Source organism: Tabrizicola sp. T46 (assembly GCF_057219895.1).
In genome coordinates this window covers 862,393-888,637 of the sequence record NZ_JBXVVV010000002.1, presented here as the reverse complement: position 1 = coordinate 888,637, position 26,245 = coordinate 862,393, and the positions used below count along the sequence as shown (strand labels likewise).

The following is a 26,245-nucleotide window of genomic DNA, read 5'->3' as shown; positions in this document are numbered from 1 at the left end:
TGGTCAACAAGTTACCAGAATCCTAACGTCCACGGACAAGCGTCTGAAATCGCGTGACTTTCGTGACTTGACCACTGTGGTCAGCTCTGGCCGGCCAGCGCCTTTTCCAGTTCCGGGATGAACCGGGTTTCATAGTCAGTCCCGATCAGGGGCCCGACGAAGCGGAAAAGGACGCTCCCGTCCCCGCCAACGATGAAGGTCTCGGGCGGTGCCGTCACGCCCCATTCCACCCGGTTCCGCCCGTTCGGATCGGTCGCGACGCCAATGAAGGGATTGCCTTCCTCGGCAAGGTAGGCGACCGCCTTCGCGTCGTCATCCATGATGTTGACCCCCGCGACCCGCACCCCGTTCGCGGCCATTTCCAGAAGCACAGGATGCTCGGCCCGGCAAGGCGGGCACCAGGTGGCCCAGAAGTTCACCACGGTGACCTCGCCGGTCCGAAGGTCGGCGTCGGTGAGGGTCGGAATGCCCGGCAGGCCCGTGGCCGGCAGGACCGGGGCAGCCTTGCCCACGAAGACCGAAGGCAGCTCCCCCGCCCCCTCGCGGTACATGCCGAAATAGAACATCCCCGCCAGCCCCGCGAAAAGGACCGGGGGCAGCACCATGAGCCACTTAGCCATCCGTCTTCTCCTGCCGCGCCTCGACCTCTTCCAGCGCCCGCTTGACCCGGCCCCGCTGCCAGAACGAGAGGACCAGAAGCCCCAGGATCAGCAGGAAGCTGACCGCATAGGACCAGAGGACAAAGCCCGCGTATTCCCCAAGATCCGGCATCACGCCACCCGCTCCCGCGCCAGAAGCGCCTTCAGCCGGCGGGCGCGAATCTCCGTCCGTGTCCGCATCAGGACGAGGGTGACGAAGAGAAGGACGAAGCCCGCGATGCAGACCAGAAGCGGCAGCCAGAAGACGTCCGAGATGTTCTCTTCCTTGTCGAGGGAAAGCGAGGCCCCTTGATGCAGCCCCTGGTTCCAGAAATTCACCGCATAGCGGGACAGAAGCGCGAAGACCGATCCGACAAGGCAGAGGATCGAGGTCAGGTCGGCGGCGGTGTCGGGATCCTCGATCGCCTCCCAAAGCGCGATGTAGCCGAAGTAGAAGAGCGTCAGGATCAGAAACGAGGTCAGCCGCGGGTCCCAGGCCCACCAGGTGCCCCACATCGGCTGGCCCCAGAGTGCCCCGGTGACAAGGGCGATCAGCGTGAAGGTCAGCCCCACGGGGGCGGCGGCCTTGGCGGCCAGCGCCGAGACATGGTGGCGGCGGATGATCCAGATCAGCGAGGTCACCAGCATCATCACCCAGGCGTTGATCGCCATCATCGCGGCGGGGACGTGGAGGTAGATGATCTTGACCGTCGAGCCCTGGCGGAAATCGTCGGGCGTGAAGAAGAAGCCCCAGGCCAGCCCGACCAGAAGGCAGGCCACGGTCAGCCCGATCACCCAGGGCAGCGCCCAGGCCGAGGTCTGCATGAACTTCTTCGGGTTGGCGTATTCCCAGATCGACATGGGCCGCTGACTATCCTTTCCTGTGCGCGTCCTCAACTCACCATCACGCGAAACCCTAGCGCAAATTGACGCGGAGTGCTGCCGCCGCCGCGAAGGGGAGGAGCGCGGCCGCCCCAAGGCTGATCGCGGCGAGGAGGGCAAGGGGGGTGCCAAGGGCCATGCCTTCGGCGCCCCGACGCACCACCTCGGCCCCGAAGATCAGGGTGGGGACGTAAAGCGGCAGGACGAGGAGGCTGAGGAGAAGCCCGCCACGGCGGAGGCCCACGGTCAGCGCCGCCCCGAAGGCCCCGACAATGGAAAGCGTGGGCGTGCCAAGGAGGAGGCTTAGGACCAGCCAGCCATAGGCACCGGGCGCAAGGTTCAGAAGGACGCCAAGGCCGGGTGCGAGGAGGGTCAGCGGCAGGCCGGTGACCAGCCAGTGCGCCAGGGCCTTGATGGCGACCACCCCTTCCAGCGGTAGGGGAGAGGTGGCCAGAAGGTCGAGCGAGCCGTCCTCATGGTCGAGCGCGAAGATGCGGTCGAGCGAGAGGAGGCAGGCGAGGAGTGCGCCGACCCAGAGGATGCCGGGCGCGATGCGGCCGAGAGTGCCGCCTTCGGCCCCGACGCCAAGGGGGACGAGGACGGCGAGGATCAGGAAGAAGGCCAGCCCCAGCCCGAAGCCGCCGCCCGAGCGGAAGGCAAGGCGCAGGTCGCGGAGGAGGAGCGCCCTCACAGGAAGGCCTCGTCGAAGCCGTCGCTGGCCAGCGTGCGGGTGCGGTAGGGGTCGAGGTCCAGCACCTTCGCCTCGGGGAGGCCAAGGTCGACATGGGTGGCGATGATCGCGGCCCCGCCGCTGGCCAGGTGGCTACGGACGACGCCGGCGAAAAGCGCGACCGAGGCGATGTCGAGGCTGACGGTCGGTTCATCCAGGAGCCAGAGCGGGCGCCCGGTGACGAGAAGCCGCGCCAGGCCGAGGCGGCGCTTCTGGCCCGCGGAAAGCTCGCCCGCGCGGCGGTGGATCAGCGCGGCAAGGTCCATCGCTGCAATGGCATGGCCGATGGCGGGGCCGCCGTAGACCTGCGCCCAGAAGGTAAGGTTCTCGGCCACCGTGAGGGTCGATTTCAGGCCGTCGGCATGGGCGGCATAGGCGACCGCGTCGGGGTTGAGCTCAAGCGTGCCCGCGACGGCGGGTTGCAGCCCCGCGAGCGTGCGGAGAAGCGTGGTCTTGCCCGATCCGTTCGGCCCGCGCAGGACCAGCGCCTGACCCGCCCCGACCGCAAGGTCGAGGCCGGAGAGGACGGTCACCCCGCCGCGGGCGACGGACAGATTGGCTGCGCGCAAGATCATCGCCGAAAGCCCTAGCGCATGCGCCGCAGGCCGAAAAGGGGAATGGTCAATGCGGGCGCGCCGCCCTATCTAAGGCCGCGAACGAGGAGACACCCATGCAGAGCATTCCCTTCGGCCGGACCGGCCGCATGACCACACGGCTGGGCTTCGGCGCCTGGGCCATCGGCGGCACCTGGGGCGAGGTCACCCTGGAGGACGCCAAGGCAACGCTGCACGCCGCGCTGGATGAGGGGATGACCTTCATCGACACGGCCGATGTCTATGGCGACGGACGGTCCGAGCGGATCATCCGCGAGGTGCTGGCCGAACGTGGCGGCGATCGGCCTTACGTTGCGACCAAGGCCGGGCGGCGGCTGAGCCCGCACGTAGCGGAAGGTTACAATGCCGTTAACCTTGAAGCCTTCATCGACCGGTCACTGGTGAACCTTGGGGTGGAGCGGCTGGACCTTGTGCAGCTTCACTGTCCGCCGACGCCGGTATTCTCGGACCCGTCGGTCTTTGCCGCGCTGGAGGCGATCAAGGCCAAGGGCAAGATCGCCGACTATGGCGTTTCGGTGGAGACGGTAGAGGAAGCCCGCGCCGCGATCCGGCAACCGGGCGTGGTGTCGGTGCAGATCATCTACAACATGTTCCGGATGAAACCGGCAGAGGTGTTCTTCCCCGAAGCCAGGGCCGCGAATGTCGCGGTCATCGCGCGGGTGCCGCTGGCCTCGGGTCTTCTGACCGGCAAGATGACGAAGGAGAGCCAGTTCGCGGCGGATGACCACCGCAGCTTCAACCGCAACGGCGAGGCCTTCGACAAGGGTGAGACCTTCTCGGGCGTTCCATTCGACGTGGCGCTGGAGGCGGTAGAAGAGCTGCGCGCGCTGGTGCCGGCCGGGGTGACGATGGCGGCCTTTGCCTTGCGCTGGATCCTGATGGAAGACGCGGTGACGGTGGTGATCCCCGGGGCGAAATCGCCGGCGCAGGCGCGGGCGAATGCGGTGGCGGCTGGGCTGGCGCCCCTGTCCCCGGCGGTGATGGAGGCGGCACGAGAGGTCTATGCGCGCCGGATCAAGGCGCATGTGCACGGGTCGTGGTAGAGTGATTTCTTCGAAGAAATCGCATCGGAGCCTTTGAAGGCTCCGGTCCGGAGTTCTTGAAAACTCCGGAGTGCTAGGCCACCGGCAGCAGCGCTACGGCGACCCTGCGCCCTTCGCCCAGAAGCACGTTGTAGGTGCGGGCGGCGGTGGGCGAGGCCATGACCTCGACCCCGATCCCCTGCCCTTCCAGTGCTTCGCGGAAGGCTGGCGGGACATGGGCGATGCTGGACCCGGTGCCGACGAAGAGGACGTCGATCTGACCGACAAGGCTAAGCGGCCCGCCCGTATCGCCATACCCGCCCCAGGGGCCGGCGTCCCAGGGGGTGATCAGGCAGGGGCCGCGCAGGACGTGGCCCGCCACGCGGAAGAAGCCCGGCCCGTAGCCCTCGATCGCCTTGGCCGCGCCATAGGTGACCTCGGTCAGGCGCATCAGGCGTCCACGTCGGCGAATTCGTTCTTGCTGGCCTTCTTCGGTTTGTCCGAACGGTCAAGCCCGATGAACAGCACCAGGTTCTTGGCCACGAAGATCGAGGAATAGGTGCCCAGCACCACGCCGACGAAGATCGCGAAGGCAAAGCCGCGGATCACGTCGCCGCCGAAGATCAGCATGGCCCCCAGCGCGACCAGCGTGGTGACCGAGGTCATGAGCGTGCGGCTGAGGGTTTCGTTGACCGAGAGGTTCATCACGTCACGAAGGGGCATCGTCTTGTATTTCTGCAGGTTTTCCCTGAGCCGGTCGAAGACGACCACCGTGTCGTTGATCGAATAACCAAGCACCGTCAGGAGGGCGGCGATGATCGTCAGGTCGAACTTGAGCTGGAACAGGGCAAAGACCCCGATGACGATGAAGATGTCATGGATCAGCGCCACGATGCCGCCAACGGCGAATTGCCATTCGAACCGCATCCAGATGTAGATGCCGATGCAGAGGCTGGCCGCGACCATCGCGGTGATCGCCTTCCAGATCAGCTCGCCCGACACCTTGGGGCCGACCGATTCCACCGAAGGAAAGGTGATCGAGGGATCGACCACTTGCAGCCGCGCCTCGACCTCGGCGATGGTTTCGGGTGTCACCGCCTCGACCCCGTCAAGGGGTGCGATGCGGACCTGCGCGACATGCTGGTCCTCGCGGAACGAGGGGTCGAAGACCTGGGTGATCGCAACGTCACCGAGTTCCATGCCCGAGAGCGCCTCGCGGTAGGCGGCGACGTCGACCGGTTGGGTCGCCTCGGTGCGGATCGTGGTGCCGCCGCGGAAGTCGATGCCGAAGTTCAGGCCCATCACCGCCCAGAGGACGATGGACAGGACCGTCAGCATCATCGAGCCGCCGAAGGTCAGCCACTGGAACTTGAAGAAGTCGATGTTGGTCTTTTCGGGGGCAAGTCGGAAACGCCAAGCCATGATCTTTCCCCCTACACCGTGACGGTGGCCGGCCGGCGCCGGCGATACCAGATTTCGACGATCACGCGCGTCACATAGATCGCCGTGAAGACCGAGGTGATGATGCCGATGCCAAGCGTGATGGCAAAGCCGCGCACCGGGCCTGCGCCGACAAGGAACAGGACCACGGCGGTGATGAAGGTGGTGATGTTCGCGTCGATGATGGCACTGAGCGCGCGTTCGTAGCCAAGCTCGATGGCGCGGGCGGGGTTCTTCTGTGATCGCAATTCCTCACGGATGCGTTCGAAGACAAGCACGTTCGCGTCGACGGCCATGCCGATGGTCAGCACGATCCCGGCGATGCCGGGTAGGGTCAGGGTGCCGCCAACGGCGGAGAGCGCCGCGAAGATCAGGGCCACGTTGATCGCAAGGGCGATATTGGCGAAAACCCCGAAAAGGCCGTAACTCGCCACCATGTAGATCATCACCGCCACTCCTGCGACAAGGGCGGCGATGCGGCCAGCCGCAATCGAGTCGGCGCCGAGTTCGGGGCCGACGGTGCGTTCCTCGAGGAAGGTCATCTCGGCCGGAAGGGCGCCCGCGCGAAGGAGGACTGCAAGCTCGGTCGATTCCTCGACCGTGAAGGTGCCGGTGATGATGCCCGAGCCGCCTGGAATATGGCTTTGGATCACCGGGGCGGAGATCACCTCGTTGTCGAGAACGATCGCGAAGGGTGCGCCGATGTTGGCGGCGGTGTAATCGCCGAACTTGCGCGCACCGGTGGTATCGAAACGGAAGCTGACCGCAGGCTGGCCGTTCTGGTCGAAGGAGGGCTGGGCATCTACAAGCTCCTCGCCCGAGACGACCGGGGTCTGTTCGACGATGTAGTAGACGCCGCTTTCGTCCATCGAGGGCAGGATGACCTGCCGCGGGCCCGGTTGAGCGCCGGCATCGGTGGTGCGGCTGACGACGGCATTGAAGGTCAGCTGCGCCGTGGTGCCGATGAGCGATTTCAGTTCCGCAGCCGAGCCGATGCCGGGCACCTGGATCAGGATGCGGTCCGCGCCCTGGCGCTGGATCGTGGGCTCGCGGGTCCCGACCTCGTCGATCCGGCGGCGGATGATTTCCAGCGACTGCTGCATGGTGCGGCCGTCGGTCGCCTGCTTTTCAGCCTCGGAGAGCTGGATCGTGATCTCGTTGCCCTGCGAAGTGATGTCGAGCGTGCTTTCCCCGACCCCGGTCAGGCTGACGACGCTGTCATTCAGCGCGCTTACGGCCTCGAGCGCGGCCGGCATCGCCTCGGGGTTGGTGATCGAGACGCGCAGCACCGCGGGGTCGCCCGAGGGCATTTCGCGCACGTTGCCGACCTGATCGCGGATCTCGCGCAGCGCGTCGCGCACCTCGGGCCAGAGCGCGTCGATGCGGGTCTTGTAGACATCATCGACCTGGACTTCGGCCAGAAGATGCGCCCCGCCCCGAAGGTCGAGGCCTAGGTTCATCAGCGCCGAGGGCAGGAAGGACGGCCAGAGGGCAAGGTCCGCCTCCTGCTCGGGCGTCATGACGCCATTCGCGGCCTCGATCGCGGCGGCGGCGTCATTGTGCCGCTCCACATTGCCGTAGAAAAGGTTCGGGATCGCCCCGATGATGCCCCAGGCGCAGATCAGAAGGATAAGCGTGCGCTTCCACAGCGCCATCGGTTGCATGTCAGGGCCTTAGCTTGCGGCCGGTTCGGTCTTGTTCAGGACCTGGGTGATCGTGTGCTTGATCACCTTGACCTTCACGCCCTCGGCGATCTCGACCTCGACCATGTTGTCTTCCTGGACCTTCGAGACCTTGCCGACGATCCCGCCAGAGGTCACCACCTGGTCACCGCGGCGCAGGGCGTCGACCATCGCGCGGTGTTCCTTCATCTTCTTCTGCTGAGGACGGATGAGCAGGAAGTAGAAGATCACGAAGATCAGGATGATCGGCAGGAACTGGGCGAAGGCGGCACCGGCAGAGGGCGTGGCACCGGCGGCCTGGGCGAAGGCGGGGCTGAAGAACATGGGCATCCTTTCGGGCGTGCCGGGCAGGCCGGCGGGTCAGGGCGGGCATGGGACAGCAGCGCCGCCCCGGTCGATTGCGCGGTGATGTAAGCCCTTTCGCGCCGCATTGCCAGAGGGAGCGAAGCGGTTTGGACGATCGCCGGGACCTTTCACCCTTCGGCGATATGGGGCATAAGCGCCGGCGTATCTCAGCAGAGGCGCAAGACCATGCACGACATCCGTTTCATCCGCGAAAACCCGGCCGCTTTCGATGCGGCCATGTCACGGCGCGGGCTGGCGGGCATGTCGGCCGAACTTCTGGCGATCGACGAGGCGCGGCGGGCAAGGATTCTTGCGGCCGAGACGGCGGCAGCGGCGCAGAATGCCGCCTCGAAAGAGGTGGGGGCCGCCAAGGCGCGCGGCGATCATGCGGAATTCGAGCGACTGCGGGCGCTGGTGGCCGAGAAGAAGGCCGAAGGGGCGCGGCTGACCGAAGAGGCGGCGGCCGAGGATGCGCGGCTGAAGGATGCGCTGATGCGGATCCCGAACCTGCCGCTCGACGAAGTGCCCGAAGGTCCGGACGAGACCGCGAATGTGGAAATCCGGCGCTGGGGCGCACCCCGGGCGATGGATTTCAAGCCATTGGAACATTTCGATATTCCGGCGGCGAAGGATGGGTTGGACTTTCCGACCGCCGCCAAGCTTTCCGGCAGCCGCTTTGTCGTCCTGCGCGGCGCGGTTGCCCGCGTTCACCGCGCGCTGGCGCAGTTCATGCTGGACATGCACACGACCGAGCACGGTCTGGCCGAGACCTGGACCCCCGTCCTCGTCAAGGAAGACGCGATGTACGGCACCAACCAGCTGCCGAAATTCGCCGAGGACAGCTATCAGACCACGAACGGCTGGTGGCTGATCCCGACCTCTGAAGTGACGCTGACCAACTCGGTCGCGGGCGACATCCTCGACGAGGGCACGCTGCCCATTCGCCTGACGGCGCATACCCATTGCTTCCGGTCCGAGGCCGGGTCGGCGGGCAAGGACACGACCGGCATGCTGCGCCAGCACCAGTTCGAGAAGGTCGAGATGGTGACGATCTGCACGCCCGAGACGGCGCTGGCGGAACATGAGCGGATGACGAAATGCGCCGAAGCCGTGCTGGAGCGGCTTGGCCTGCCCTATCGCACCATCGTTCTTTGCACCGGCGACATGGGATTCGGCGCGCAGAAGACGCATGACCTTGAGGTCTGGCTGCCCGGGCAGAACACCTATCGCGAGATCAGCTCGGTCTCGACCTGCGGTCAGTTCCAGGCGCGGCGGATGAACGCGCGTTATCGCCCGGCCGGTGGGAAGCCCGAGTTCGTGGCGACGCTTAACGGATCCGGTCTGGCTGTCGGGCGCTGCCTGATTGCGGTCCTGGAGAACGGGCAGGAGGCGGACGGTTCGGTGGCGCTGCCGGCGGTTCTGGCGCCCTATCTGGGCGGCAAGACGCGGATCGCGGTGGACGGGCAACTGGTCTGATCGGCGTCGGCGCGCGTAAGACAGTCATGCAGAACGCAAGCGCCCTGATCCTTCTGGTTGCCACGCTGGCCTTCGGCGTGGCGCCTTTCGTCACGCCGCCCTTCACCGGCTATGACCCGGCGATGTTCCCGGTCTATATCGTCCGCCCCTCGATCCAGCCCGCGGGCTATTCCTTCGCGATCTGGAGCGTGATCTACCTTTGGCTGATCGCCCATGCCGTCTTCGGGTTCTGGAAACGGCCCGCGGATGCGGCGTGGCAGAAGACTCGCCTGCCGCTGACGATTGCAGTCGCGGTGGGGGCGGTGTGGCTTTGGATCGCGGGGCAGAGTGCGATCTGGGGGACGGTCACGATCTGGATCATGGCCGGGGCGGCGATCCTGGCCTTCCTGCTCGCCGATCCAGCGACCGACCGATGGATGCTGTCCGGCCCGATAGCGATCTTCGCGGGCTGGCTGTCAGCGGCCTCCGCCGTGTCGACCGGGGTTCTGATCGCGGGCTACGGCTGGCTGAGCGACACAGGCTCTGCCGCCGCGATGCTGGCCCTGGTGCTGGCGATCGCGGTGACCGTGCAGATGCGCCGCCCGGCAATGCCGGTTTACGGGCTGACGGTGATCTGGGCGCTGGCCGGGGTGATCGTGGCCAATGCTGGCGGGAACCTGACCGTGGCGGTGATGGCCGGGTCGGGGATTGCCGTGATGGCCGTAACCATGTGGGCCGCGCGACAGGCCTAACGCTTCGGGCTTTGCCCGGCCTTGCCATCCATGTGCTTCCGCAAACGGCTGGGCGTGTTGAACTTGCGTTCCTTCCACGGGTTTTCATTCCCCTGAGACCGCAGGAACAGGCGGATCGGCGTGCCCGGCATGTCGAAATGGTCACGCAAGCCGTTGATCAGATAGCGTTTGTAGCTTTCCGGCAGTTCATCGGGGCGCGAGCATTTGATGACAAATCCCGGGGGCCGGGTCTTGGCCTGCGTCATGTAGCGCAGCTTGATCCGGTGGCCGCCGGGGGCCGGCGGGGGGTGCGCCTCAGTCATCGCACCAAGCCAGGTGTTCAGCCGGGCGGTCGGCACGCGGCGATTCCAGACGTCATGCGCGCGGCGGATCGCGTCATGCAGACGGTCGAGGCCGCGGCCCGTCTTGGCGCTGACGGTGACCAAGGGCGCGCCGCGCAGCTGGGGAAGCAGGCGGTCGAACATCTCTTTCAGCTCGGCGAGCTTTTCCTGCTTGCCTTCCTCGAGGTCCCACTTGTTCACGGCGACCACGACGGCACGGCCTTCCGTCTCGGCAAAGTCGGCGATGCGGAGGTCCTGGGTTTCAAAGGGGATTTCGACGTCAAGAAGGACGACCACCACCTCGGCAAAGCGCACGGCCCGGATGCCGTCGGAGACGGAAAGCTTTTCCAGCTTTTCCGTCACGCGGGCGCGTTTCCGCATCCCGGCGGTGTCGAAGATGCGGATCGGCGTGCCCTGCCAGTCGGCGCGGACCGAGATGGCGTCGCGGGTGATCCCGGCCTCGGGTCCCGTCAGCAGGCGGTCATAACCGAGGATCTTGTTGATCAGCGTCGACTTTCCGGCGTTGGGCCGCCCGATGACCGCGATCTGCAGGGGCTTTTTCACCGTGGGGTGATGCGCGGTTTCGTCCGCGTCAAGTTCGGCGTCTTCCTCGGAAAGATCGAGGTCGACCTCGGGGGCGTTCTCGGCCTCGCGCTCGGCAAACTCGCCCTCAAGGGGTTTGAGCTCGCGGTAAAGGTCGTCCATCCCCTCGCCATGTTCGGCCGAGATGCGGATCGGCTCGCCCAGGCCAAGAGAGTATGCTTCCAGCGCGCCGGCATCACCGGCCTTGCCCTCAGCCTTGTTCACGGCAAGGAAAACGCGGGCGTTCTTCTTGCGCAGGATGTCGGCGAAGACTTCGTCCGTGGGGGTCACGCCGACCCGGCCGTCGATCACGAAAAGGCAGGCGTCCGCCATTTCGACCGCGCGTTCGGTCAGGCGGCGCATCCGGCCCTGCAGGCTGTCGTCCGTAACCTCTTCCAGGCCGGCGGTGTCGATCACGGTGAACCGGAGGTCGAAGAGCTTTGCGTCGCCTTCGCGCAGGTCGCGGGTCACCCCGGGCTGGTCATCGACAAGCGCAAGCTTCCGCCCGACGAGGCGGTTGAAGAGGGTCGACTTGCCCACATTCGGGCGGCCCACGATGGCGAGGGTAAAGCTCATGGTTCAGGTCCGGCGAGGTGCGAAGCGCCTGCCATACACGGGCTTGGCCTCAGCGGAAAGCGTGAAGTTGGCCTTCGGTGCCGACGACGAACAGTGTTCCGCCAGCAATGGCCGGTTGCGTGGCGGCCCCGCCGGGGATTTCGGCGGTGTGGGTCAGGCTGCCGTCTTGCGGGTCAAAGGCACGCAAGAGGCCGTCAGACGAGACGACCATCACCCTGCCACCGGCGACGACAGGCCCATAATGGGCAAAGATCGCCTTCCGCCGCTTGACCTTTTCATCGACGAAATAGGGCATCGGCACAGACCAGATCACCTCGCCGGTCGAAGCGTTCAGGCGCACGAGATTGGCTTCGTCGCTGATAAGGAAGATCGACCCGCCGGCGACGGCAACCGGCCCCAGCGCACCTTCGCTGGCTGACCAGATCTCTTCGCCTGAAGAGGCGTCAAGCGCGACGGTCCGCCCCGCCGCAGTTCCGGCAAAGAGGGTGGAGCCGCTGATCACCGCATCCCCGGTGATGTCGGGGGAAAAGGCATAGGCCCGCCCAAGGCGGCGCCCGGCAAGCGAGCTGCGCCACACCGTTGTGCCGTTGCCGATCTTTAGGACTGCCAGAAGCTCGCCCCCGCTGGAGGGGAAGATCACGACGCGGTCGCCAATCGTCGGGGCGGCAGCGCCGACGTAGCCCGTGGTCCCGGCGGTGCCCACGACCCGCCAGATGACCTTGCCATCCTTGGCCGAAAGCGCCCAGGCTGAGCCGTCGCGACCCGTGACATAGACTGTGGTGCCGTCGGTCGCAGGCGCGCCGCCGGCAAGCGTGTCAAGCTCCTGCCGCCAGAGGACCGCACCGCTTGAGACGTCCAGTGCGACCAGTTCGCCATAGCCGGTGGTGGCGAAAAGCCGGTCGCCGCCGACTGCAAGGCCGCCGCTGGACTGGCCGCCGCCGCGGTCAAAGTCGGCGGTGAGGTCCGTCGCCCAAAGCGGTGCGCCGGCAGTCGAGGTCGCGGCCACGGTGACAGCACCGTCCATCGTGAAGACGCGCCCGGCCGATACGACCGGAGCGGCCGAGATGCGGTTCTTGCGGCTGGAGCCTTCGCCGATCGTCGCGCTCCACACCCGCTGGGGGGCCGGGCTGAGGGCGGCATGCGGCATCAGGTGGCGCGAATTCGCGCCACGGTGGGTCCAGTCGGCAGCGTTGCTTTGCGCCGGGAGGGAAATCGGCGCGCTGCGGTTGGTGCTGGCGGGCGCGGTGGCCTCTGCCGCGGCGGGCTGGCCTTCGGCGGGTTCGGCAAGGGTAAGGTCGCTCCGGACCGAAAGGCGTTCACCTTCCAGGATCGGTTCCTTCTCGGCGCAGGCGGCAAGCGCCAGCATGAGGGCTCCGCCCATCATCAGCCTGAACTTTGCCGTGCCTTTCACTTGACCGGATCCTTCCCTTGCCCTGTCAGCCAGCCGACGCCGCGGGCGGCGTGCCACCAAGGGCCGTGATCATCTGGCCCAACCGGCCACGCAGCGCGGTCGAGGCCTCCTGGTCCTGCATCAGCGTGCTCATTGCCGCGATCGCCTCGTCCATCTTGCCTTCCTCGACCAGAAGATACGCCAGGAGTTCCTCGGCCAAGGTCCGGTAGGGACGGCCCGGAGCCGCGATTGCTTGCAAGGCGGTGCGGCGGTCCGCCAGCGGCACCTCGGTTCCCCCAACCAGGACACGGCGGAGCGCGGCAAGATCGCGGTAGACCGCCGGAAGGGTGGCATCGGCAGCAACCGCATCAAGGGCTGCAAGCGTTGCCGCAGGGTCCTCGTCTGGGTCCGACGCCATGATCAGCTTCAGAAGGGCCGTCTGCGCCCCATCGGTCGGAATCGCAGCAAGCGCCTCGCGACGTTCAGCGGGGGTGCCCTGGTCCAGCGCGTCGATCAGGGCGTCGCCGAAGGCCTGGGCGCGTGCCTCTGCGCGCGATTTCGACCATTCGGTCCAGGCCGTGCCGCCAACCAGCGCCAGCACGATGACAATCGCGATCCAACCGTATTTACGGAAGATCGCGAACAACTTGTCGCGGCGCACCTCTTCGGTGACTTCTTCGATGAAACTGTCGGGATTGCTCACGCCCAAGCCTCTGGTTTGGTTTCAGTCGTCTTACAGGCAAAGGCCAGAGGTTGCCAAGCCCTGCCCCGTCCGGATGGGCGATTGGTTGCGGGCCGACAAGACTCGACTGGGATAGGCCTAGAGGCGCTGGGGGGCGTCAGTTCTTCGGCGCCCAGCGCCATTCACCGCCTTTCGGCAGGTCTGTCACTTCGTGGTCGGGTCTGGCACCGGGAAGGTCGATGCCCGGACTGGCGAAATCCTCGCCTTCCATGACCTGCCGCTGCCACATCGCGGCATAGATGCCGCCCTGCGCCAGAAGCTGGTCATGCTGGCCGCGTTCGACCACCCTGCCCTCTTCCAGCACAAGGATCAGGTCCGCATCGGCAATGGTGGACAGCCGGTGCGCGATGGCGATGACGCTGCGCCCGGCGCCCATTTCGGCCAGCGAATCCTGGATCGAACGTTCGGTCTGGGTGTCGAGCGCACTGGTCGCTTCATCCAGGATCAGGATCGGCGGGTTCTTCAAGAGCGTCCTTGCAATGCCGACGCGCTGCTTTTCGCCGCCCGAAAGCTTCAGCCCCCGTTCGCCCACCTTGGTGTCATAGCCTTCGGGCAGGCTGGTCACAAAGTCGTGGATTCGCGCGGCCTTGGCGGCGGCGATGATCTCGTCCTCGGTCGCATTGTCGCGGCCATAGGCGATGTTGTAGCGGATGGTGTCGTTGAAAAGCACGGTGTCCTGCGGGACGACCCCGATCTGGGCGTGAAGCGAGGTTTGCGTCACGTCCCGAAGGTCCTGCCCGTCGATGCGGATCGACCCGGCGGTGACGTCGTAGAAGCGGAAGAGAAGCCGCCCGATCGTCGACTTGCCGGAACCGGAATGGCCGACCAGTGCCAGCTTCTGCCCGGGGGCAAGTGTGAACGAGACGTCCTTCAGGATCTCGCGCGTCGGTTCATAGCCGAAGCGGACATGGTCGAAGACGATGTTGCCGGCGTGGACGACAAGGGGTTTGGCGTCGGGGGCATCGACGATCTCGGCCGGCTGGCCGAGAAGGCCGAACATCTCGCCCATGTCGACCAGGGCCTGCCGGATCTCGCGGTAGACGGTGCCAAGGAAGTTCAGGGGCAGCGTGATCTGGATCATGTAGGCATTGACCATGACGAAGTCGCCGACCGTCAGGGTCCCCGCCTTCACGCCAAGCGCGCTCATCGCCATGACGATGACAAGGCCGGTGGTGATCAGCGCGGCCTGGCCGATGTTGAGGAACGAGAGTGACAGGCCGGTCTTCACCGCCGCCGTCTCGTACTGCCGCATCGCGGAATCGTAGCGGTCGGCTTCACGCTGTTCGGCGTTGAAATACTTGACGGTTTCGTAGTTCAGCAGGCTGTCGATCGCCTTCTGGTTGGCGTCGGTGTCCTGGTCGTTCATCTCGCGCCGGAGCTTCACCCGCCATTCGGTGACGGTGAAGGTGAACCAGACGTAAAGCGCGATGGTGACGACGACGACCGCCGAATACTGCCAGCCGAAAACCAGCGCGAAAATGATCGCCACAAGGGTCAGTTCCAGGATCAGCGGGCCGATCGAGAGGAGCATGAAGCGCAGGAGGAAATCCACACCCTTGACCCCGCGTTCTATGATGCGTGAAAGGCCCCCGGTCTTGCGGGTGATATGATAGCGCAAGGAAAGCCGGTGGATGTGGGTGAAGGTCTCGATCGCCAGGCGGCGGATGGCCCGCTGGCCGACCCGCACGAAGACGGCGTCGCGCAGTTCCCCGAAAAGGACCGCGCCAAGGCGTGCAAGGCCATAGGCGACGACCAGGCCGACCGCGCCGAGGCCGAGGATCATCCCGGTGTCGGGACCCTCGCCTGCAAGACTGTCGACCGCCAGCTTGTAGATATAGGGCGTCGAGATCGAGACGAGCTTGGCGAGCAGAAGGAAGAACAGCGCCCCGACGACCCGCCGCTTGATCCAGCCCTGCCCTTCCGGCCAGAGATAGGGAGCCACCCTGCGGATCGTCTGCCAGCCCGAGGCCGCCTTGGATGGAGTGTCGGCTGAGGTCGCGTTGGCAGTCACCCGGCGCATTCTTTGGTCCTCTTGTCCGGGACCTTGCAGCGGGGCTCCGGTTCAGTTAGTGTCATTTCAACCGTTCTTGAATATTTGAACGATGGAGCAATGTAAAGTGGATCGGCAAAAGGTTCTCGTCGCATTGGCGGCTTTGGCCCATGAGACGCGGCTGGACCTGATCCGGCTTCTGACGCCACTCGGTGCCGCTGGTATGCCTGCCGGGCAGATCGCGCAAGCCCTGGGGCTGGCGGCGCCCAGACTGTCCTTCCACCTTGCCGCGCTGGAACAGGCGGGCCTCATCCGGTCGCGCCGGGTTGCGCGGAATGTGATCTACAGCCTCGATGCCGCAGGGCTTGGGCGCACGATCTCGTACCTCCTGAACGACTGCTGCGCCGACCACCCCGAGGTGCTGGCGGCCTGCGGTCACCGGCGCGCAGAGCCTGCCCTTCAAGGGGGCGGGGCTTCGGGAAGCGAGAAGACCTGACCGGGATAGATCAGGTCCGGGTCCTTGATCCGGTCGCGGTTGGCCTCGTAGACCTGCACATAAAGGACTCCATCGCCAAGACTTTCCTGCGCAATGCCCCAAAGCGTGAAGCCGGGCTGCACCGTGATCGTCACCGGCGGCGGGGCGGCTTCGGCAAGGGCGACGGGTTCCGCAGCGGGTTCCGGGTCGGGAGCGGCCTCGGCAACCGGTTCGGCTGCGGTTTCCGTCACCGGATCGGGCGTGGCCTCAGCCGCCTCCACCGGCGCGGATGGCTCTGCCACAGCGGTTTCCGGGGCGGGTTCGGGCGCGGCGGGGGGTTCGGCGGGTGGCTCGGCGGCAAGGGCCAGCGCTTCCACCGTCTCACGCTTGAAGGGCGTTTCGAAGCGAGACGAGACCTTCCCGGTCGCATCCAACTGGTCGACCCGCAGCGTGTAGATCCCCGGCGCGGTGTCCCCGAGCGTGACCTGCCAGCGCCCGTCCCCTTCCACCGAACCGACCGCGACATCGGCATTGTCGAGGTAAAGGCGCAAGGCCGCCCCGGCCGTGCCGCGCCCGGCAAGCTGGACCTCGCCTGACGGCAGATAGGATATGGTATCGATCTGCACCTCGGCGGCCAGCGCGGGATCGGGCGGAACGGGGTCCTGCAGGACAACCGCGCCTTCGTCGGTTACAAGAAGGGCCGAGGGCGCGGCTTCGGCCACAGGTTCGGGCACGGCTGCGGATGGTTCCTCGGCAACACTGGCTACCTGTTCCGCCGCCGCCGCAACCTCTGGCTCCGGCCCGGCGACCGGCGCGAGGGCGATGATCTCGGGCGAAACGACCGGCGCACCGTCCGGGCCGGTCATGGACAGCCTCAGAAGGCTCGGCTCGGGGTTCGGCGGCAGCGTGAACTGCAGCACGAACTCGCCCGACGGAAGGGCTGCGCCTTCGGCAACAGTGCGGTCGTCGACAACCACCGAAACCGTGGCACCGGGCTCCGCAAGGCCCGCGACCAGCGCCTCGCCGTCCTGAGCGACGCGCCAGGTGTCGATCTTGGGCAGAACCGGAACCGGATCGGGCTCGGGTGCCGGGGCGGCGGCCTCTGCGGCCGGAGCTGCGGCCTCGGGTGCCGCAACGGGCGCAGGCTCGACCGCTGCGACATCGGCGGCTGGTGGAGGCGCCACCGGACGCGTGGCTTGCCAGATCAGCGCCCCGGCCCCCGCCAGCACCCCGCCGCCAAGGGCCAGGACAAGAACCCGCGTCCCCGGGCCGATGGACCCCCAAGCCGACATGCCGCATCTCCCCTTTCGCGCGGTTCAGTGCCGCGCGGCTTTCCTTGGGCTCAGGAATCTTTATATCGCCGGACAAAGCAACCGTTTTCAGGTGCCCGCAATGACCAAGCCATCGATCTGCGTCTTCTGCGGCTCGCGCTCCGGCAACCGACCGGCCTATGCCGAGGCGGCGCGGGCGACCGGCCGGGTGATCGCGGAAAGCGGCTGCCGGCTGGTCTTCGGTGCGGGCGATGTCGGCCTGATGGGCGAGGTCGCGGCGGCGGCCATTTCCGCTGGTGCGCCCACGCTGGGGGTGATCCCGGTCCATCTTTTGAACCGCGAGCGCAAGAAGCGCGACATGTCGAACATCGTCGTCACCGAGGACATGCACGAACGGAAAAAGGTCATGTTCATGAACTCGGACGCCGTCGTCGTGCTGCCTGGCGGAGCGGGAAGCCTGGACGAGTTCTTCGAGGTCCTGACCTGGGCGCAGATCGGGCTGCACCGCAAGCCCATCTACCTCATGAACATCGACGGCTACTGGGACCCGCTGACCGCTCTTCTGGCCCATGTCGTTGCTGAGGGCTTCGCCGATCCCTCGATGCTTGGGCTTTACCGGACGATCCCCTCACCCGAGGCGCTGGCCGCCGCGCTGGCAACCGACCTACGGCAATGAAAAGGGCCGCAGCGCGGAAGCTGCGGCCCAGTTTCCAGCAGGTCGGACGCTTACATCCGCGCGGCGACGGCTTCCCAGTTCACCAGCTTTTCGAGGAAGTTGGTGAGATAGGCCGGGCGCTTGTTGCGGAAGTCGATGTAGTAGCTGTGCTCCCACACGTCGCAGCCCAGAAGTGCCGTCTGGCCGAAGCAGAGCGGGTTCACCCCGTTCTCGGTCTTGGTGATCTTCAGACTGCCGTCCTTGTCCTTGACCAGCCAGGCCCAGCCCGAGCCGAACTGGCCCGCACCGGCGGCGGCGAAATCGTCTTTGAACTTCTGGACCGAACCAAAGGCATCGGTCAGCGCCTTTTCGAGCGCGCCCGGCATCTTCTTGCCTTCGCCCGGGCCCATCACTTCCCAGAAGAGGTTGTGGTTCCAGTGCTGGCTGGCGTTGTTGAAGATCCCGTTCTGCGCGACCGCACCGGCCTGATAGGTGCCGCGGACGATGTCTTCCAGCGACTTCGATTCCCACTCGGTCCCGGCGATCAGCTTGTTGCCGTTGTCGACATAGGCCTTGTGGTGCAGGTCATGGTGGTATTCCAGCGTCTCCTTCGACATGCCGAGGGAGGCCAGCGCGTCATGCGCGTAGGGAAGATCGGGAAGGGTGAAGGCCATCGGAAATACTCCTGTTGCGGCAAGTACGGTCACAGGCGAATAAGGGGGCAACTTCGGGGAAGGTCAAGGCTTCGGGCGCGTTTCCTCAAGCAGGAACCCTAGACCTGGCGGCAAGTTCCCCGGCCCTCGAAGGTGTTGACATATCCGCCGCCGGGGGTCGCGCGCACGGTCATCTGGCCCGTCTGCCGGAAGAAGGTCGCGCGATACATCATCTTGGTCTGCTGGCCGATGCGGTTGGTCATGGGCACGTTCCATGACAGGACAAGCTTTGCCGCGGTGTCGCTTGTGACCTTCACCTCGATTGGCGCGTCGTAATAGTAAAGGATCACCGCATCCGAAGCGACGGCGGTGCTGTCGCCCGTGTCATGGTGAAAGACATAGGTTTCAGTGATGTAGCCCCCGCCGGCCGCCGACTGGGGGATGGTGCATTCGATGGTCAAGGCCAGCGCGGGCGCTGCGCCAAGGCCACCGAGGACCGCCAGAAATCCGCCAAGCCTGCGCGCCATGATCATCCGGTACCGCCCTGCCATCGGAATGATCGGGCGGAACGGCTTTCCGGGTCAATGGGCCTTCGCCCACCCCAACCGGGTCAGGAAAGCTCGCTTCCCGGCTGGGCAGCGTTGGTCAGAAGGCCCATGACATAACCTGCAACTGAACGGAAGCAGACCAGCGTGAAGCCGCCGTCCTGCTGCCAGAAGGCCACGGCAACCTGCGCCGCGCGGGTCCGCCGAATCTCGCCCGCCTCCAGCCGGTCGAAGTCGGCGGGGGAAAGCTTCCGCAGGACCTGGTCGGCACGGTCGCCCTCGATCCGGAAGACGGCCCGTGCATCGGAGACGTCGACGGCCAGGTGATGATCCGCCCCAAGGGCCTTGGCGATGGCGGCCAGGGCCTTTGCAACCTCGGCATAGGGCATGACGAGCAGGTATTCATCCGGGCTCATCCAGGCGCAGGCGCGGTCACCCGAAACCTCGATCCGGCGTTGTGTGGGGGTCCGTGTTCCGGTCGCAGCCTTGACCGCCTTCTCGAGATTTTTCAACCCCTTGGCGCGGAGTGTTACCATGCCAAGGGGGCCGATTTCGCGGATGTTGGCAAAACCGGTAAAGCTTGCGCCGCCGAGGGCCGAGACCGGATCAGACATTCTGCTTCTCCCCGTCCTTGTCGTAGAACACGGTATCGCGCACCCGCGCTTTCACCGTGCCGCCGGCAACCGTGTTGAACTCCACCACCTCACCCATCCGCTCTGGCCCATGCTTCAGAAGGCCCATCGCGATTCCCCGCTTAAGCGTGGGGGAATAGTAGGTCGAGGTTACCCGTCCCTGAACGTTGCGTTGCCCATTCGCGTTCACGCCCTCGGCGACGATATAGGCGCCATCGGGGATGACCGAGCCGTCAAGGGTTTCGAAGCCCACGAGCTTCCAGCGGTCGGGGCTGGCAAGGAAGGTGCGTTCCTGCCCGCGCTTGCCAAGGTAGTCGACCTTCTTCTTCGAGATCGCCCAGTCAAGACCAAGGTCCTGCGGGATCACCGTGCCGTCGGTTTCGTCCCCGATCATGATGAAGCCCTTTTCGGCGCGCATCACATGCAGGGCTTCCGTCCCGTAAGGCATTGCGCCCAAGGCCTTTCCGGCCTCCATGCTGGCCGCCCAGAAGGCGGCACCATGGCTTGCCGGGACGGCGATCTCGTAAGATAGCTCACCCGAGAAGCTGATCCGGTAGACCCGCGCGGGGAAGCCGCCGAGGGTGCCGTCGGCCCATTGCATGAAGGGCAACGCTTCCTTGGAAACGTCCATGCCGCCAAGGACTTGCAGGAGCTTCCTTGCGTTCGGTCCGACGACGGCCACTTGCGCGTATTGTTCGGTCACGTTGGCGGTGTAGACCTGCCAGTCCCACCATTCGCACTGGAGCCAGTCCTCCATCCAGGCGTGGATACGATCGGCCCCGCCAGAGGTGGTGTGGCAAAGCCAGGTATCCTCACTGATCCGGGCGACGACGCCGTCGTCGGAGAGGAAGCCCTGTTCGTTGCACATCAGGCCATAGCGGCACTTGCCCACCGGTAGCGTCGACATGACGCCGGTATACAACATGTCGAGGAATTTCCCCGCGTCCGGCCCCTTGACGATGATCTTGCCAAGGGTCGAGGCGTCGAGGAGGCCGAGGTTGTGGCGGGTGTTCAGAACCTCGCGATGCACCGCCTGTTCGTGGGTTTCGCCCGCCCGCGGGAAGCAGTAGGGGCGGCGCCAGAGGCCGACGGGTTCGAAGTAAGCCCCTGATTTCTCATGCGCTTCGTGCATCGGCGTGCGGCGCAGGGGCTGGAAGATCTCGCCCCGCGCCTCACCCGCCAGCGCGCCGATGGTGACGGGGGTGTAGGGCGGGCGGAAGGTGGTGGTGCCGACCTGCGGAATCTCCTCACCCAAAGCATCAGCAAGGACCGCGAGACCGTTGATGTTGCTGAGTTTTCCCTGATCAGTCGCCATGCCGAGCGTGGTGTAGCGCTTGGTATGTTCGACCGATTGATAGCCCTCGCGGGCCGCAAGCTGGACGTCGGAAACCTTCACGTCGTTCTGGTAATCGAGCCACATCTTCGACCGCAGCGCCACCGGCGCGCCCTGCGGCATGACCCAGACCGGGGGGATTTCGACCGTGGTTTTCGGCGTCTTCTTCGCGTCTTCCTTGCGTCTTCCTTTGGTCTCTACGCGCGCAGAGACGGCGGTTTGCGCAACCCCCTCCATAATGGCGGGCAGATCGAGGTGGCCAGCGGCGGCACCGACCACCGTCACCATTGCCGAGCCGTCATGGTTCAGGGGCGGGCGGTTCGGGTCAGGGACGAAGGCAGAGATCGTCTGGTCCCAGGCCAGCTTGCCGCCGCAGTGGCTGAACAGATGGACGACGGGCGACCAGCCGCCGGACATGGCGACGGCCTCACAAGCGATTTCTTCCTGCACTGCGCCCTCGCCGGCCTGGGCACAGATCGCGACGCCGGTGACGCGCTTGCCGCCCTTCACCTTGGCGATGGCCTTGCCGGTCAGGACGCGGATGCCGGCGGCACGGGCGGCCTCGGGCAGCGCACCGGTCGCCGTGTCGCGGGCGTCGAGGATCGCGGGGACGTCCAGCCCCGCAGCCTTGAGCGCAAGGGCGGTCTGGTAGGCGGAATCGTTGTTGGTGACGACAACGGTGCGGTCGCCGGGCGAGACGGCGTGGTTCACGACATAGTCGCGCACCGCCCCGGCCAGCATCACGCCGGGGATGTCGTTCCCGGCAAAGGAGAGCGGGCGTTCGATGGCGCCGGTCGCGGTGATGATCCGGCCCGCCCGGATACGCCAGAGCCGGTGCTTAGGCCGCCCGTCACCGGGGGTGTGGTCGGCGACACGTTCGTCGGCAAGGACGTAGCCGTGGTCATAGACCCCGAAGGCGCAGGTGCGGGTGCGGATCGTCACGTTATCGCGGGCGGCAAGGTCGGCTTCGATGGCGGCAAGCCAGGTCTCGACCGGCTGGCCCTGCACCTCGGTCTCGTCGACCGGGCTGCGCCCGCCGACTGTCGGGGCCTGTTCCAGAAGGATCACGCGGCTGCCAGCCTCGGCGGCGGCCTTCGCGGCCAGAAGGCCGGCAACCCCTGCCCCCACCACGAGCACGTCGCAGAAGGCATAGGCCTGTTCGTAGCGGTCGGCATCGCCTTCTGTGGGTGCCTTGCCGAGGCCGGCCGAGCGGCGGATGATCGGCTCGAACACGTGCTTCCAGAAGGGGCGCGGGTGGATGAAGGTCTTGTAGTAGAAGCCCGCGGGCAGGAAGCGGGCGGCATAGTTGTTCACCACGCCCACGTCGAAGTCGAGCGAAGGCCAGTGGTTCTGGCTGGTGGCCTCAAGCCCGTCGAAAAGCTCGGTCGTCGTGGTGCGCTGGTTCGGTTCCAGCCGCGCGCCGGACCCGAGGTTGACAAGCGCGTTCGGCTCTTCCGGCCCCGAGGCGACGATGCCGCGCGGACGGTGGTACTTGAAGCTGCGGCCGACGAGCATCTGGTCATTGGCCAGAAGCGCCGAGGCGAGGGTGTCGCCCTGATAGCCCCGCAGGCGCTTGCCGTTGAAGGTGAACTCGACGGGCGCGGTGCGGTCGATCAGGCGGCCGCCCTTGGCAAGACGGGTGCTCATTTATAGCCCTTCCAGTCAGGCCGGCGGGCCTTGATCTTGGCGATGATCTCGGGCGGGGGTTCGGAGATCTGCGCGGGGTAGGTGCCGAACACTTCCAGCGTTGCGGTGCAGCGGGCGGCGAGGAACCACTTGCCACAGCCGTAGGTATGCCGCCAGCGTTCGAAGTGGACGCCCTTGGGGTTCTTGCGGGCGAACATGTAGGCCTCGAACTCCTCGGGCGAGGAGCCGGGGCCGAAGCGTTTCAGATGCGCCTCGTAGCCGGGAGAAAGCTCGGTCTCGTCGGCCATCACACCGCAGTAGGGGCATTCGAGGGTCAGCATTGGCGCTCTCCGGTCGTTGTCGCCGAGTTTTCGCAGAAAACTCGTGCACGATTTTTCTGCGAAAAATCGGGGCTTTGCATCAGTGCGCCACTCCTGCGGCCACCGATTCATCGATGAACTGGCCTTCCTTGAAGCGCCACATGTTGAATTCGGCGGCGAGCGGCCCGGGTTCGCCCTTGGCCATGAGCTCAGCCATCGCCCAGCCGGAGCCGGGGATCGCCTTGAACCCGCCGGTGCCCCAGCCGCAGTTTATGAAGCAATTGCCAAGGGGCGTCTTCGAGATGAGGGGCGACCGGTCGCCGGTCATGTCGACGATCCCGCCCCACTGGCGGAGCATCTTGAGGCGGCTGATGATCGGGAAGGTCTCGACCAGCGCGCGAAGGGTTTCCTCGATATGGTGGAAGGAGCCGCGCTGGGTGTAGTTGTTGAACCCGTCTGTGCCGCCGCCGATCACCATTTCGCCCTTGTCGGATTGCGACATATAGCCGTGGACGGTGTTGGCCATCACGACCACGTCCATGCAGGGCTTGATCGGTTCCGAGACGAGGGCCTGCAGCGCCACCGCCTCGATCGGCAGGCGGAAGCCGGCCATCTCGGCCAGTTGCCCGGAGTGACCGGCGACGACCATCCCGAGCTTCTTCGTGCCGATGTAGCCTTTCGTCGTCTCCACCCCGGTGACAACGCCGTTTTCCGACCGGACACCCTTCACTTCGCAGTTCTGGATGATGTGCATGCCCATCGCCGAGCAGGCACGGGCATAGCCCCAGGCGACGGCGTCATGCCGCCCGGTGCCGCCTCGCGGCTGCCAGAGGGCGCCGAGGACGGGGTAGCGCGGGCCGTCGATGTTGAGGATCGGGCAAAGCTCTTTCACCCGTTCGCGGCTGATGAATTCGGTCTGGACGCCTTGGAGCGCGTTCGCATGGGCGGTGCGGAGGTAGCCGCGGACCTCGTGGTGGGTCTGCGCGAGCATCATCACGCCGCGGGGGCTGAACATGACGTTGTAGTTCAGGTCCTGGCTGAGCGTCTCGTAAAGGCTGCGCGACTTTTCGTAGATCGCGGCGGAGGAGTCCTGGAGGTAGTTCGACCGGATGATCGTGGTGTTCCGCCCGGTGTTGCCGCCGCCGAGCCAGCCCTTTTCCAGGATCGCCACGTTGGTGATGCCATGGTTCTTGCCAAGGTAGTAGGCGGTGGCAAGGCCGTGGCCGCCGGCGCCGACGATGATCGCGTCATAGGCGGCTTTCGGTTCGGGCGAGGCCCAGGCCCGGTCCCAGCCGAGGTGGTTGCGCATGGCCTCGCGGGCGATGGCAAAGACCGAGTAGCGCTTCATCGGGGGCCTCTTGTCACACTGGCCGGATGGCAATGACCGGCTTCACTCTCTAGGGTCGGTTGCGGGTTATAGCCCTGCCCGTCTGCGGCACAATCGGGAAATTTGCGACATCGGCCCCGCTGTCGCATCTGCCGCAGGTGAGGCAAGGACTTGCGGCGGAATGCCCCTTTCGGCGGGGGGGCGAAACAACTATGTCGCGGTCTGGGCGGGATCTTCGGCGGACGGTGGGATCGAACCGATGAACGTGTGGCTTTTCTGGGCGGCGGCCCTGATGATCACGGGGATCGTGGTCGGCCTTCTGGTGTCCGCCCTGCGGCGCGACCGGGAGGGTTCCGAGAGCGATCCGGACCTTGCGATCTACAAGGACCAGCTGGCCGAGATCGCGCGCGACCTGGGGCGCGGGACGATCGGGCCCGAAGAGGCCGAGCGGCTGCGGGCGGAGGTTGGCCGCCGGGTGCTGGAGGCCGACCGGAGCGCGGGAGCGGCAACCGGGGCGGCCGGGGGCGGCCGGGGGGCAGCGGTTGTGGCGGGCGTGGTCGTGGCGGCGATGATCCCGGCGACCGGGGCGGCCTATTGGTGGCTGGGGGCGCCTGGCTATCCCGACATGCCGCTTGGCCCCAGGATCGCGGCGCTGGATGCGGGGATCGCGGCGCGGCCGAGCCAAGAGGAAGAGCTTGAGCGGATCGGTGCGCCGCGCGATGCGGCGGCGGGTGCGGCGGTGGTGGCGGAGCTGGCGGCGGTGACGGACGCCGAGGCGCTGCGCGCGGCCTTCCGGCGGCATTTCGAAGAGGGCGCACTTCTTGCGGCTGTCCGCACGCAGGAACGCGTGCTGGAGATCACGGGCGAGAACGCCACGGCGGCGGACCACGGCAACCTGGCGCTGGCGCTGGTGGCGGAAGCGGGCGGCTATGTCTCGCCCGAGGCGGAGGCGGCGCTGCGCGCGACGCTCGAGCGGGACCTGTCGAACGAACTCGCGCGGTACCTCGTCGGCGAGATGTTCCTGCAGGGCGGGCGGTTCGACCAGGCCTTCCGCTTCTGGCGTCCGCTGATCGAGAGCGGGAACCAGGATGCGCCCTGGGTCAGCTCGATCCGCGACCGGATCGGGATGGTCGCCGACCTTGCCGGTGTGCGCTACGAGGTGCCGGGTGCAGCGGGGCCGACGGCGGGAGACATGGCGGCGGCGGCCGAGATGTCGCCCGAGGACCGGCAGGCGATGATCGAGGGGATGGTGGCCCAACTGTCCGCGCGGCTTGCCGAAGAGGGTGGCGATGTCGAGGACTGGGAGCGGCTGATCCGGTCGCTGGCGGTCCTGGAACGGCTGGGCGAGGCGCAGACGATCTATGACGAGGCGAAGGTCAAGTTCGAGGGGCGTCCGGCGGAGCTGTCCTTCCTGCGGATGGCCGCGGTGGAAAGCGGGCTGAACCCATGATCGCAGCCACGATCGAGGCCTTCGCGGCCGCCCTACCCCCGAACCGGGCGATCGCGGGGCTGGACCTTGGCGACAAGACCATCGGCGTGGCACTTTCCGACCTGCGGCGCCAGGTGGCGACCCCGATCCAGGTGATCCGGCGCGAGAAATTCACGCTGGATGCGGCGAAGCTTCTGGCGCTTCTGGAAGAGCGCGGGGCTGCGGGGATCGTGCTGGGGCTGCCCCTCAACATGGACGGGACGACCGGCCCGCGCGTGCAGGCGACGCAGGCCTTTGCCCGCAACCTCGAAAAGCTGACACCGCTGCCGATCTGCTATTGGGATGAGCGTCTGTCCACGGTTGCGGCAGAAAGGGCACTTCTGGAGGCGGATACGTCGCGAAAGCGTCGGAAAGAGGTGATCGACCAGGTCGCTGCGGGCTATATCCTGCAAGGCGCGCTGGACAGGCTGGCGCATCTGGCCCGGAGTGAGCCGTCTTGAAGGATGACGTCTGGAAGCGCGACGAGATCGCCTCGCCTTGCGTGAAGCTGTGCGTCGTTCACCCCGAGGCGCGCATCTGCGTGGGCTGCTACCGGACGATCGACGAGATCTCGGGCTGGTCGCGGCTGACCCATGAGGAACGCGCGGCGGTGATGGCGGAACTGCCCGCCCGGGCGCCGACCCTCGCGAGGCGGCGCGGCGGGCGGATGGGCCGGCTGGAGCGCTGAGGCCGTCCTTCGCGACGGACGGTATTCAAGTCGAGCGCCAGAGGCGCAAGCCTTTGGGGTCGCCGGCGCGGCCCGGGGGCCGCTTGGCCCTG

Annotated in this window: 28 protein-coding genes; 8 read left to right on the top strand and 20 right to left on the bottom strand. The window is 66.4% G+C overall.

Annotated features, from left to right (window positions below; genetic code table 11):
• Positions 1–80 precede the first annotated feature (80 nt).
• Genes AC2D9V_RS12050 through ccmA form a run of 5 tightly spaced genes read right to left on the bottom strand, consistent with a single transcriptional unit; the run spans position 81 to position 2,825 of the window.
• Positions 81–620, bottom strand: coding sequence for a DsbE family thiol:disulfide interchange protein (locus tag AC2D9V_RS12050; RefSeq protein WP_484714308.1), 540 nt, complete (start codon positions 618–620; stop codon positions 81–83).
• Positions 613–771: a heme exporter protein CcmD gene (gene ccmD / locus AC2D9V_RS12045; protein ID WP_484714307.1), complete on the bottom strand. Its 159-nt coding sequence runs from the start codon at positions 769–771 to the stop codon at positions 613–615. Before ccmD ends, AC2D9V_RS12050 begins: the two co-directional genes overlap by 8 nt.
• Positions 771–1,499 (bottom strand): heme ABC transporter permease, encoded by a 729-nt coding sequence (locus AC2D9V_RS12040; RefSeq protein ID WP_484714306.1) that lies wholly within the window; start codon positions 1,497–1,499, stop codon positions 771–773. Before AC2D9V_RS12040 ends, ccmD begins: the two co-directional genes overlap by 1 nt.
• Positions 1,500–1,554: 55 nt before the next feature.
• Positions 1,555–2,211 (bottom strand): heme exporter protein CcmB, encoded by a 657-nt coding sequence (gene ccmB, locus AC2D9V_RS12035; protein ID WP_484714305.1) that lies wholly within the window; start codon positions 2,209–2,211, stop codon positions 1,555–1,557.
• Complete coding sequence (ccmA, locus tag AC2D9V_RS12030) at positions 2,208–2,825, bottom strand: heme ABC exporter ATP-binding protein CcmA (protein WP_484714304.1); 618 nt, start codon at positions 2,823–2,825, stop codon at positions 2,208–2,210. Before ccmA ends, ccmB begins: the two co-directional genes overlap by 4 nt.
• Positions 2,826–2,920: 95 nt before the next feature.
• Between ccmA and AC2D9V_RS12025 the strand changes: the two genes are divergently transcribed.
• Positions 2,921–3,907, top strand: coding sequence for an aldo/keto reductase (locus tag AC2D9V_RS12025; protein WP_484714303.1), 987 nt, complete (start codon positions 2,921–2,923; stop codon positions 3,905–3,907).
• A 73-nt stretch (positions 3,908–3,980) separates the two neighbouring features.
• On the opposite strand, the gene AC2D9V_RS12020 is transcribed toward AC2D9V_RS12025, so the two are convergent.
• The 4 genes from AC2D9V_RS12020 to yajC are packed head-to-tail and all read right to left on the bottom strand — an operon-like array spanning position 3,981 to position 7,332.
• Positions 3,981–4,337, bottom strand: a complete 357-nt coding sequence (locus tag AC2D9V_RS12020) for an Mth938-like domain-containing protein (protein WP_484714302.1) — start codon at positions 4,335–4,337, stop codon at positions 3,981–3,983.
• Positions 4,337–5,308, bottom strand: a complete 972-nt coding sequence (gene secF / locus AC2D9V_RS12015; RefSeq protein WP_484714301.1) for a protein translocase subunit SecF — start codon at positions 5,306–5,308, stop codon at positions 4,337–4,339. Before secF ends, AC2D9V_RS12020 begins: the two co-directional genes overlap by 1 nt.
• Positions 5,309–5,319: 11 nt before the next feature.
• Positions 5,320–6,990 carry a protein translocase subunit SecD gene (secD, locus tag AC2D9V_RS12010; protein WP_484714300.1) on the bottom strand — a complete coding sequence of 557 codons (1,671 nt, stop codon included), beginning with the start codon at positions 6,988–6,990 and terminating at the stop codon, positions 5,320–5,322.
• Between the two features lie 9 nt (positions 6,991–6,999).
• On the bottom strand, positions 7,000–7,332 hold the full coding sequence (gene yajC / locus AC2D9V_RS12005; protein WP_484714299.1) for a preprotein translocase subunit YajC: 333 nt from the start codon (positions 7,330–7,332) through the stop codon (positions 7,000–7,002).
• A 207-nt stretch (positions 7,333–7,539) separates the two neighbouring features.
• Here yajC and serS point away from each other — a divergent pair, with 207 nt between their 5' ends.
• Together serS and AC2D9V_RS11995 are read left to right on the top strand one after the other, a co-directional pair.
• On the top strand, positions 7,540–8,829 hold the full coding sequence (serS, locus tag AC2D9V_RS12000; RefSeq protein WP_484714298.1) for a serine--tRNA ligase: 1,290 nt from the start codon (positions 7,540–7,542) through the stop codon (positions 8,827–8,829).
• Positions 8,830–8,855: 26 nt separating this feature from the next.
• Positions 8,856–9,560, top strand: coding sequence for a hypothetical protein (locus tag AC2D9V_RS11995; RefSeq protein ID WP_484714297.1), 705 nt, complete (start codon positions 8,856–8,858; stop codon positions 9,558–9,560).
• On the opposite strand, the gene der is transcribed toward AC2D9V_RS11995, so the two are convergent.
• From der to AC2D9V_RS11975, 4 genes are all read right to left on the bottom strand, one after another.
• The gene (gene der / locus AC2D9V_RS11990) at positions 9,557–11,038 is read right to left on the bottom strand and encodes a ribosome biogenesis GTPase Der (RefSeq protein ID WP_484714296.1); all 1,482 of its coding nucleotides are present in this window, start codon (positions 11,036–11,038) and stop codon (positions 9,557–9,559) included. The two genes, AC2D9V_RS11995 and der, sit on opposite strands and share 4 nt — an antisense overlap.
• Before the next feature lie 49 nt (positions 11,039–11,087).
• Positions 11,088–12,449: an outer membrane protein assembly factor BamB family protein gene (locus AC2D9V_RS11985; RefSeq protein ID WP_484714295.1), complete on the bottom strand. Its 1,362-nt coding sequence runs from the start codon at positions 12,447–12,449 to the stop codon at positions 11,088–11,090.
• 25 nt (positions 12,450–12,474) lie between these two features.
• Entirely contained in the window at positions 12,475–13,131 is a 657-nt protein-coding gene (locus tag AC2D9V_RS11980) for a tetratricopeptide repeat protein (RefSeq protein WP_484714294.1), read from the bottom strand.
• A 136-nt stretch (positions 13,132–13,267) separates the two neighbouring features.
• Positions 13,268–15,190 carry an ABCB family ABC transporter ATP-binding protein/permease gene (locus tag AC2D9V_RS11975; RefSeq protein WP_484714293.1) on the bottom strand — a complete coding sequence of 641 codons (1,923 nt, stop codon included), beginning with the start codon at positions 15,188–15,190 and terminating at the stop codon, positions 13,268–13,270.
• A gap of 97 nt (positions 15,191–15,287) precedes the next feature.
• On the opposite strand from AC2D9V_RS11975, the gene AC2D9V_RS11970 reads away from it, so the two are divergent.
• A complete protein-coding gene (locus AC2D9V_RS11970) occupies positions 15,288–15,656 on the top strand; it encodes an ArsR/SmtB family transcription factor (RefSeq protein ID WP_484714292.1) in 369 nt (122 codons plus the stop codon).
• On the opposite strand, the gene AC2D9V_RS11965 is transcribed toward AC2D9V_RS11970, so the two are convergent.
• Complete coding sequence (locus AC2D9V_RS11965) at positions 15,620–16,927, bottom strand: LysM peptidoglycan-binding domain-containing protein (RefSeq protein WP_484714291.1); 1,308 nt, start codon at positions 16,925–16,927, stop codon at positions 15,620–15,622. The genes AC2D9V_RS11970 and AC2D9V_RS11965 overlap by 37 nt on opposite strands.
• Positions 16,928–17,027: 100 nt before the next feature.
• On the opposite strand from AC2D9V_RS11965, the gene AC2D9V_RS11960 reads away from it, so the two are divergent.
• On the top strand, positions 17,028–17,582 hold the full coding sequence (locus tag AC2D9V_RS11960; RefSeq protein ID WP_484714290.1) for an LOG family protein: 555 nt from the start codon (positions 17,028–17,030) through the stop codon (positions 17,580–17,582).
• A 50-nt stretch (positions 17,583–17,632) separates the two neighbouring features.
• On the opposite strand, the gene AC2D9V_RS11955 is transcribed toward AC2D9V_RS11960, so the two are convergent.
• The 6 genes from AC2D9V_RS11955 to AC2D9V_RS11930 all read right to left on the bottom strand — a co-directional run bounded on the left by AC2D9V_RS11955 (position 17,633) and on the right by AC2D9V_RS11930 (position 24,018).
• Complete coding sequence (locus AC2D9V_RS11955) at positions 17,633–18,235, bottom strand: superoxide dismutase (protein WP_484714289.1); 603 nt, start codon at positions 18,233–18,235, stop codon at positions 17,633–17,635.
• Positions 18,236–18,333: 98 nt separating this feature from the next.
• Positions 18,334–18,765, bottom strand: coding sequence for a hypothetical protein (locus AC2D9V_RS11950; protein ID WP_484714288.1), 432 nt, complete (start codon positions 18,763–18,765; stop codon positions 18,334–18,336).
• 59 nt (positions 18,766–18,824) lie between these two features.
• Positions 18,825–19,373, bottom strand: a complete 549-nt coding sequence (locus AC2D9V_RS11945) for a sarcosine oxidase subunit gamma (protein ID WP_484714287.1) — start codon at positions 19,371–19,373, stop codon at positions 18,825–18,827.
• Positions 19,366–22,371, bottom strand: a complete 3,006-nt coding sequence (locus tag AC2D9V_RS11940) for a sarcosine oxidase subunit alpha family protein (RefSeq protein ID WP_484714286.1) — start codon at positions 22,369–22,371, stop codon at positions 19,366–19,368. The genes AC2D9V_RS11945 and AC2D9V_RS11940 overlap by 8 nt, the downstream gene beginning before the upstream one ends.
• On the bottom strand, positions 22,368–22,691 hold the full coding sequence (locus AC2D9V_RS11935; protein WP_484714285.1) for a sarcosine oxidase subunit delta: 324 nt from the start codon (positions 22,689–22,691) through the stop codon (positions 22,368–22,370). Before AC2D9V_RS11935 ends, AC2D9V_RS11940 begins: the two co-directional genes overlap by 4 nt.
• Before the next feature lie 79 nt (positions 22,692–22,770).
• Positions 22,771–24,018 carry a sarcosine oxidase subunit beta family protein gene (locus AC2D9V_RS11930; protein WP_484714284.1) on the bottom strand — a complete coding sequence of 416 codons (1,248 nt, stop codon included), beginning with the start codon at positions 24,016–24,018 and terminating at the stop codon, positions 22,771–22,773.
• Between the two features lie 160 nt (positions 24,019–24,178).
• Between AC2D9V_RS11930 and ccmI the strand changes: the two genes are divergently transcribed.
• Genes ccmI through AC2D9V_RS11915 form a run of 3 tightly spaced genes read left to right on the top strand, consistent with a single transcriptional unit; the run spans position 24,179 to position 26,153 of the window.
• On the top strand, positions 24,179–25,447 hold the full coding sequence (gene ccmI / locus AC2D9V_RS11925; protein WP_484714283.1) for a c-type cytochrome biogenesis protein CcmI: 1,269 nt from the start codon (positions 24,179–24,181) through the stop codon (positions 25,445–25,447).
• Positions 25,444–25,926, top strand: coding sequence for a Holliday junction resolvase RuvX (ruvX, locus tag AC2D9V_RS11920; RefSeq protein WP_484714282.1), 483 nt, complete (start codon positions 25,444–25,446; stop codon positions 25,924–25,926). The genes ccmI and ruvX overlap by 4 nt, the downstream gene beginning before the upstream one ends.
• Positions 25,923–26,153, top strand: a complete 231-nt coding sequence (locus AC2D9V_RS11915) for a DUF1289 domain-containing protein (protein WP_484714281.1) — start codon at positions 25,923–25,925, stop codon at positions 26,151–26,153. Before ruvX ends, AC2D9V_RS11915 begins: the two co-directional genes overlap by 4 nt.
• Positions 26,154–26,245: the final 92 nt, after the last annotated feature.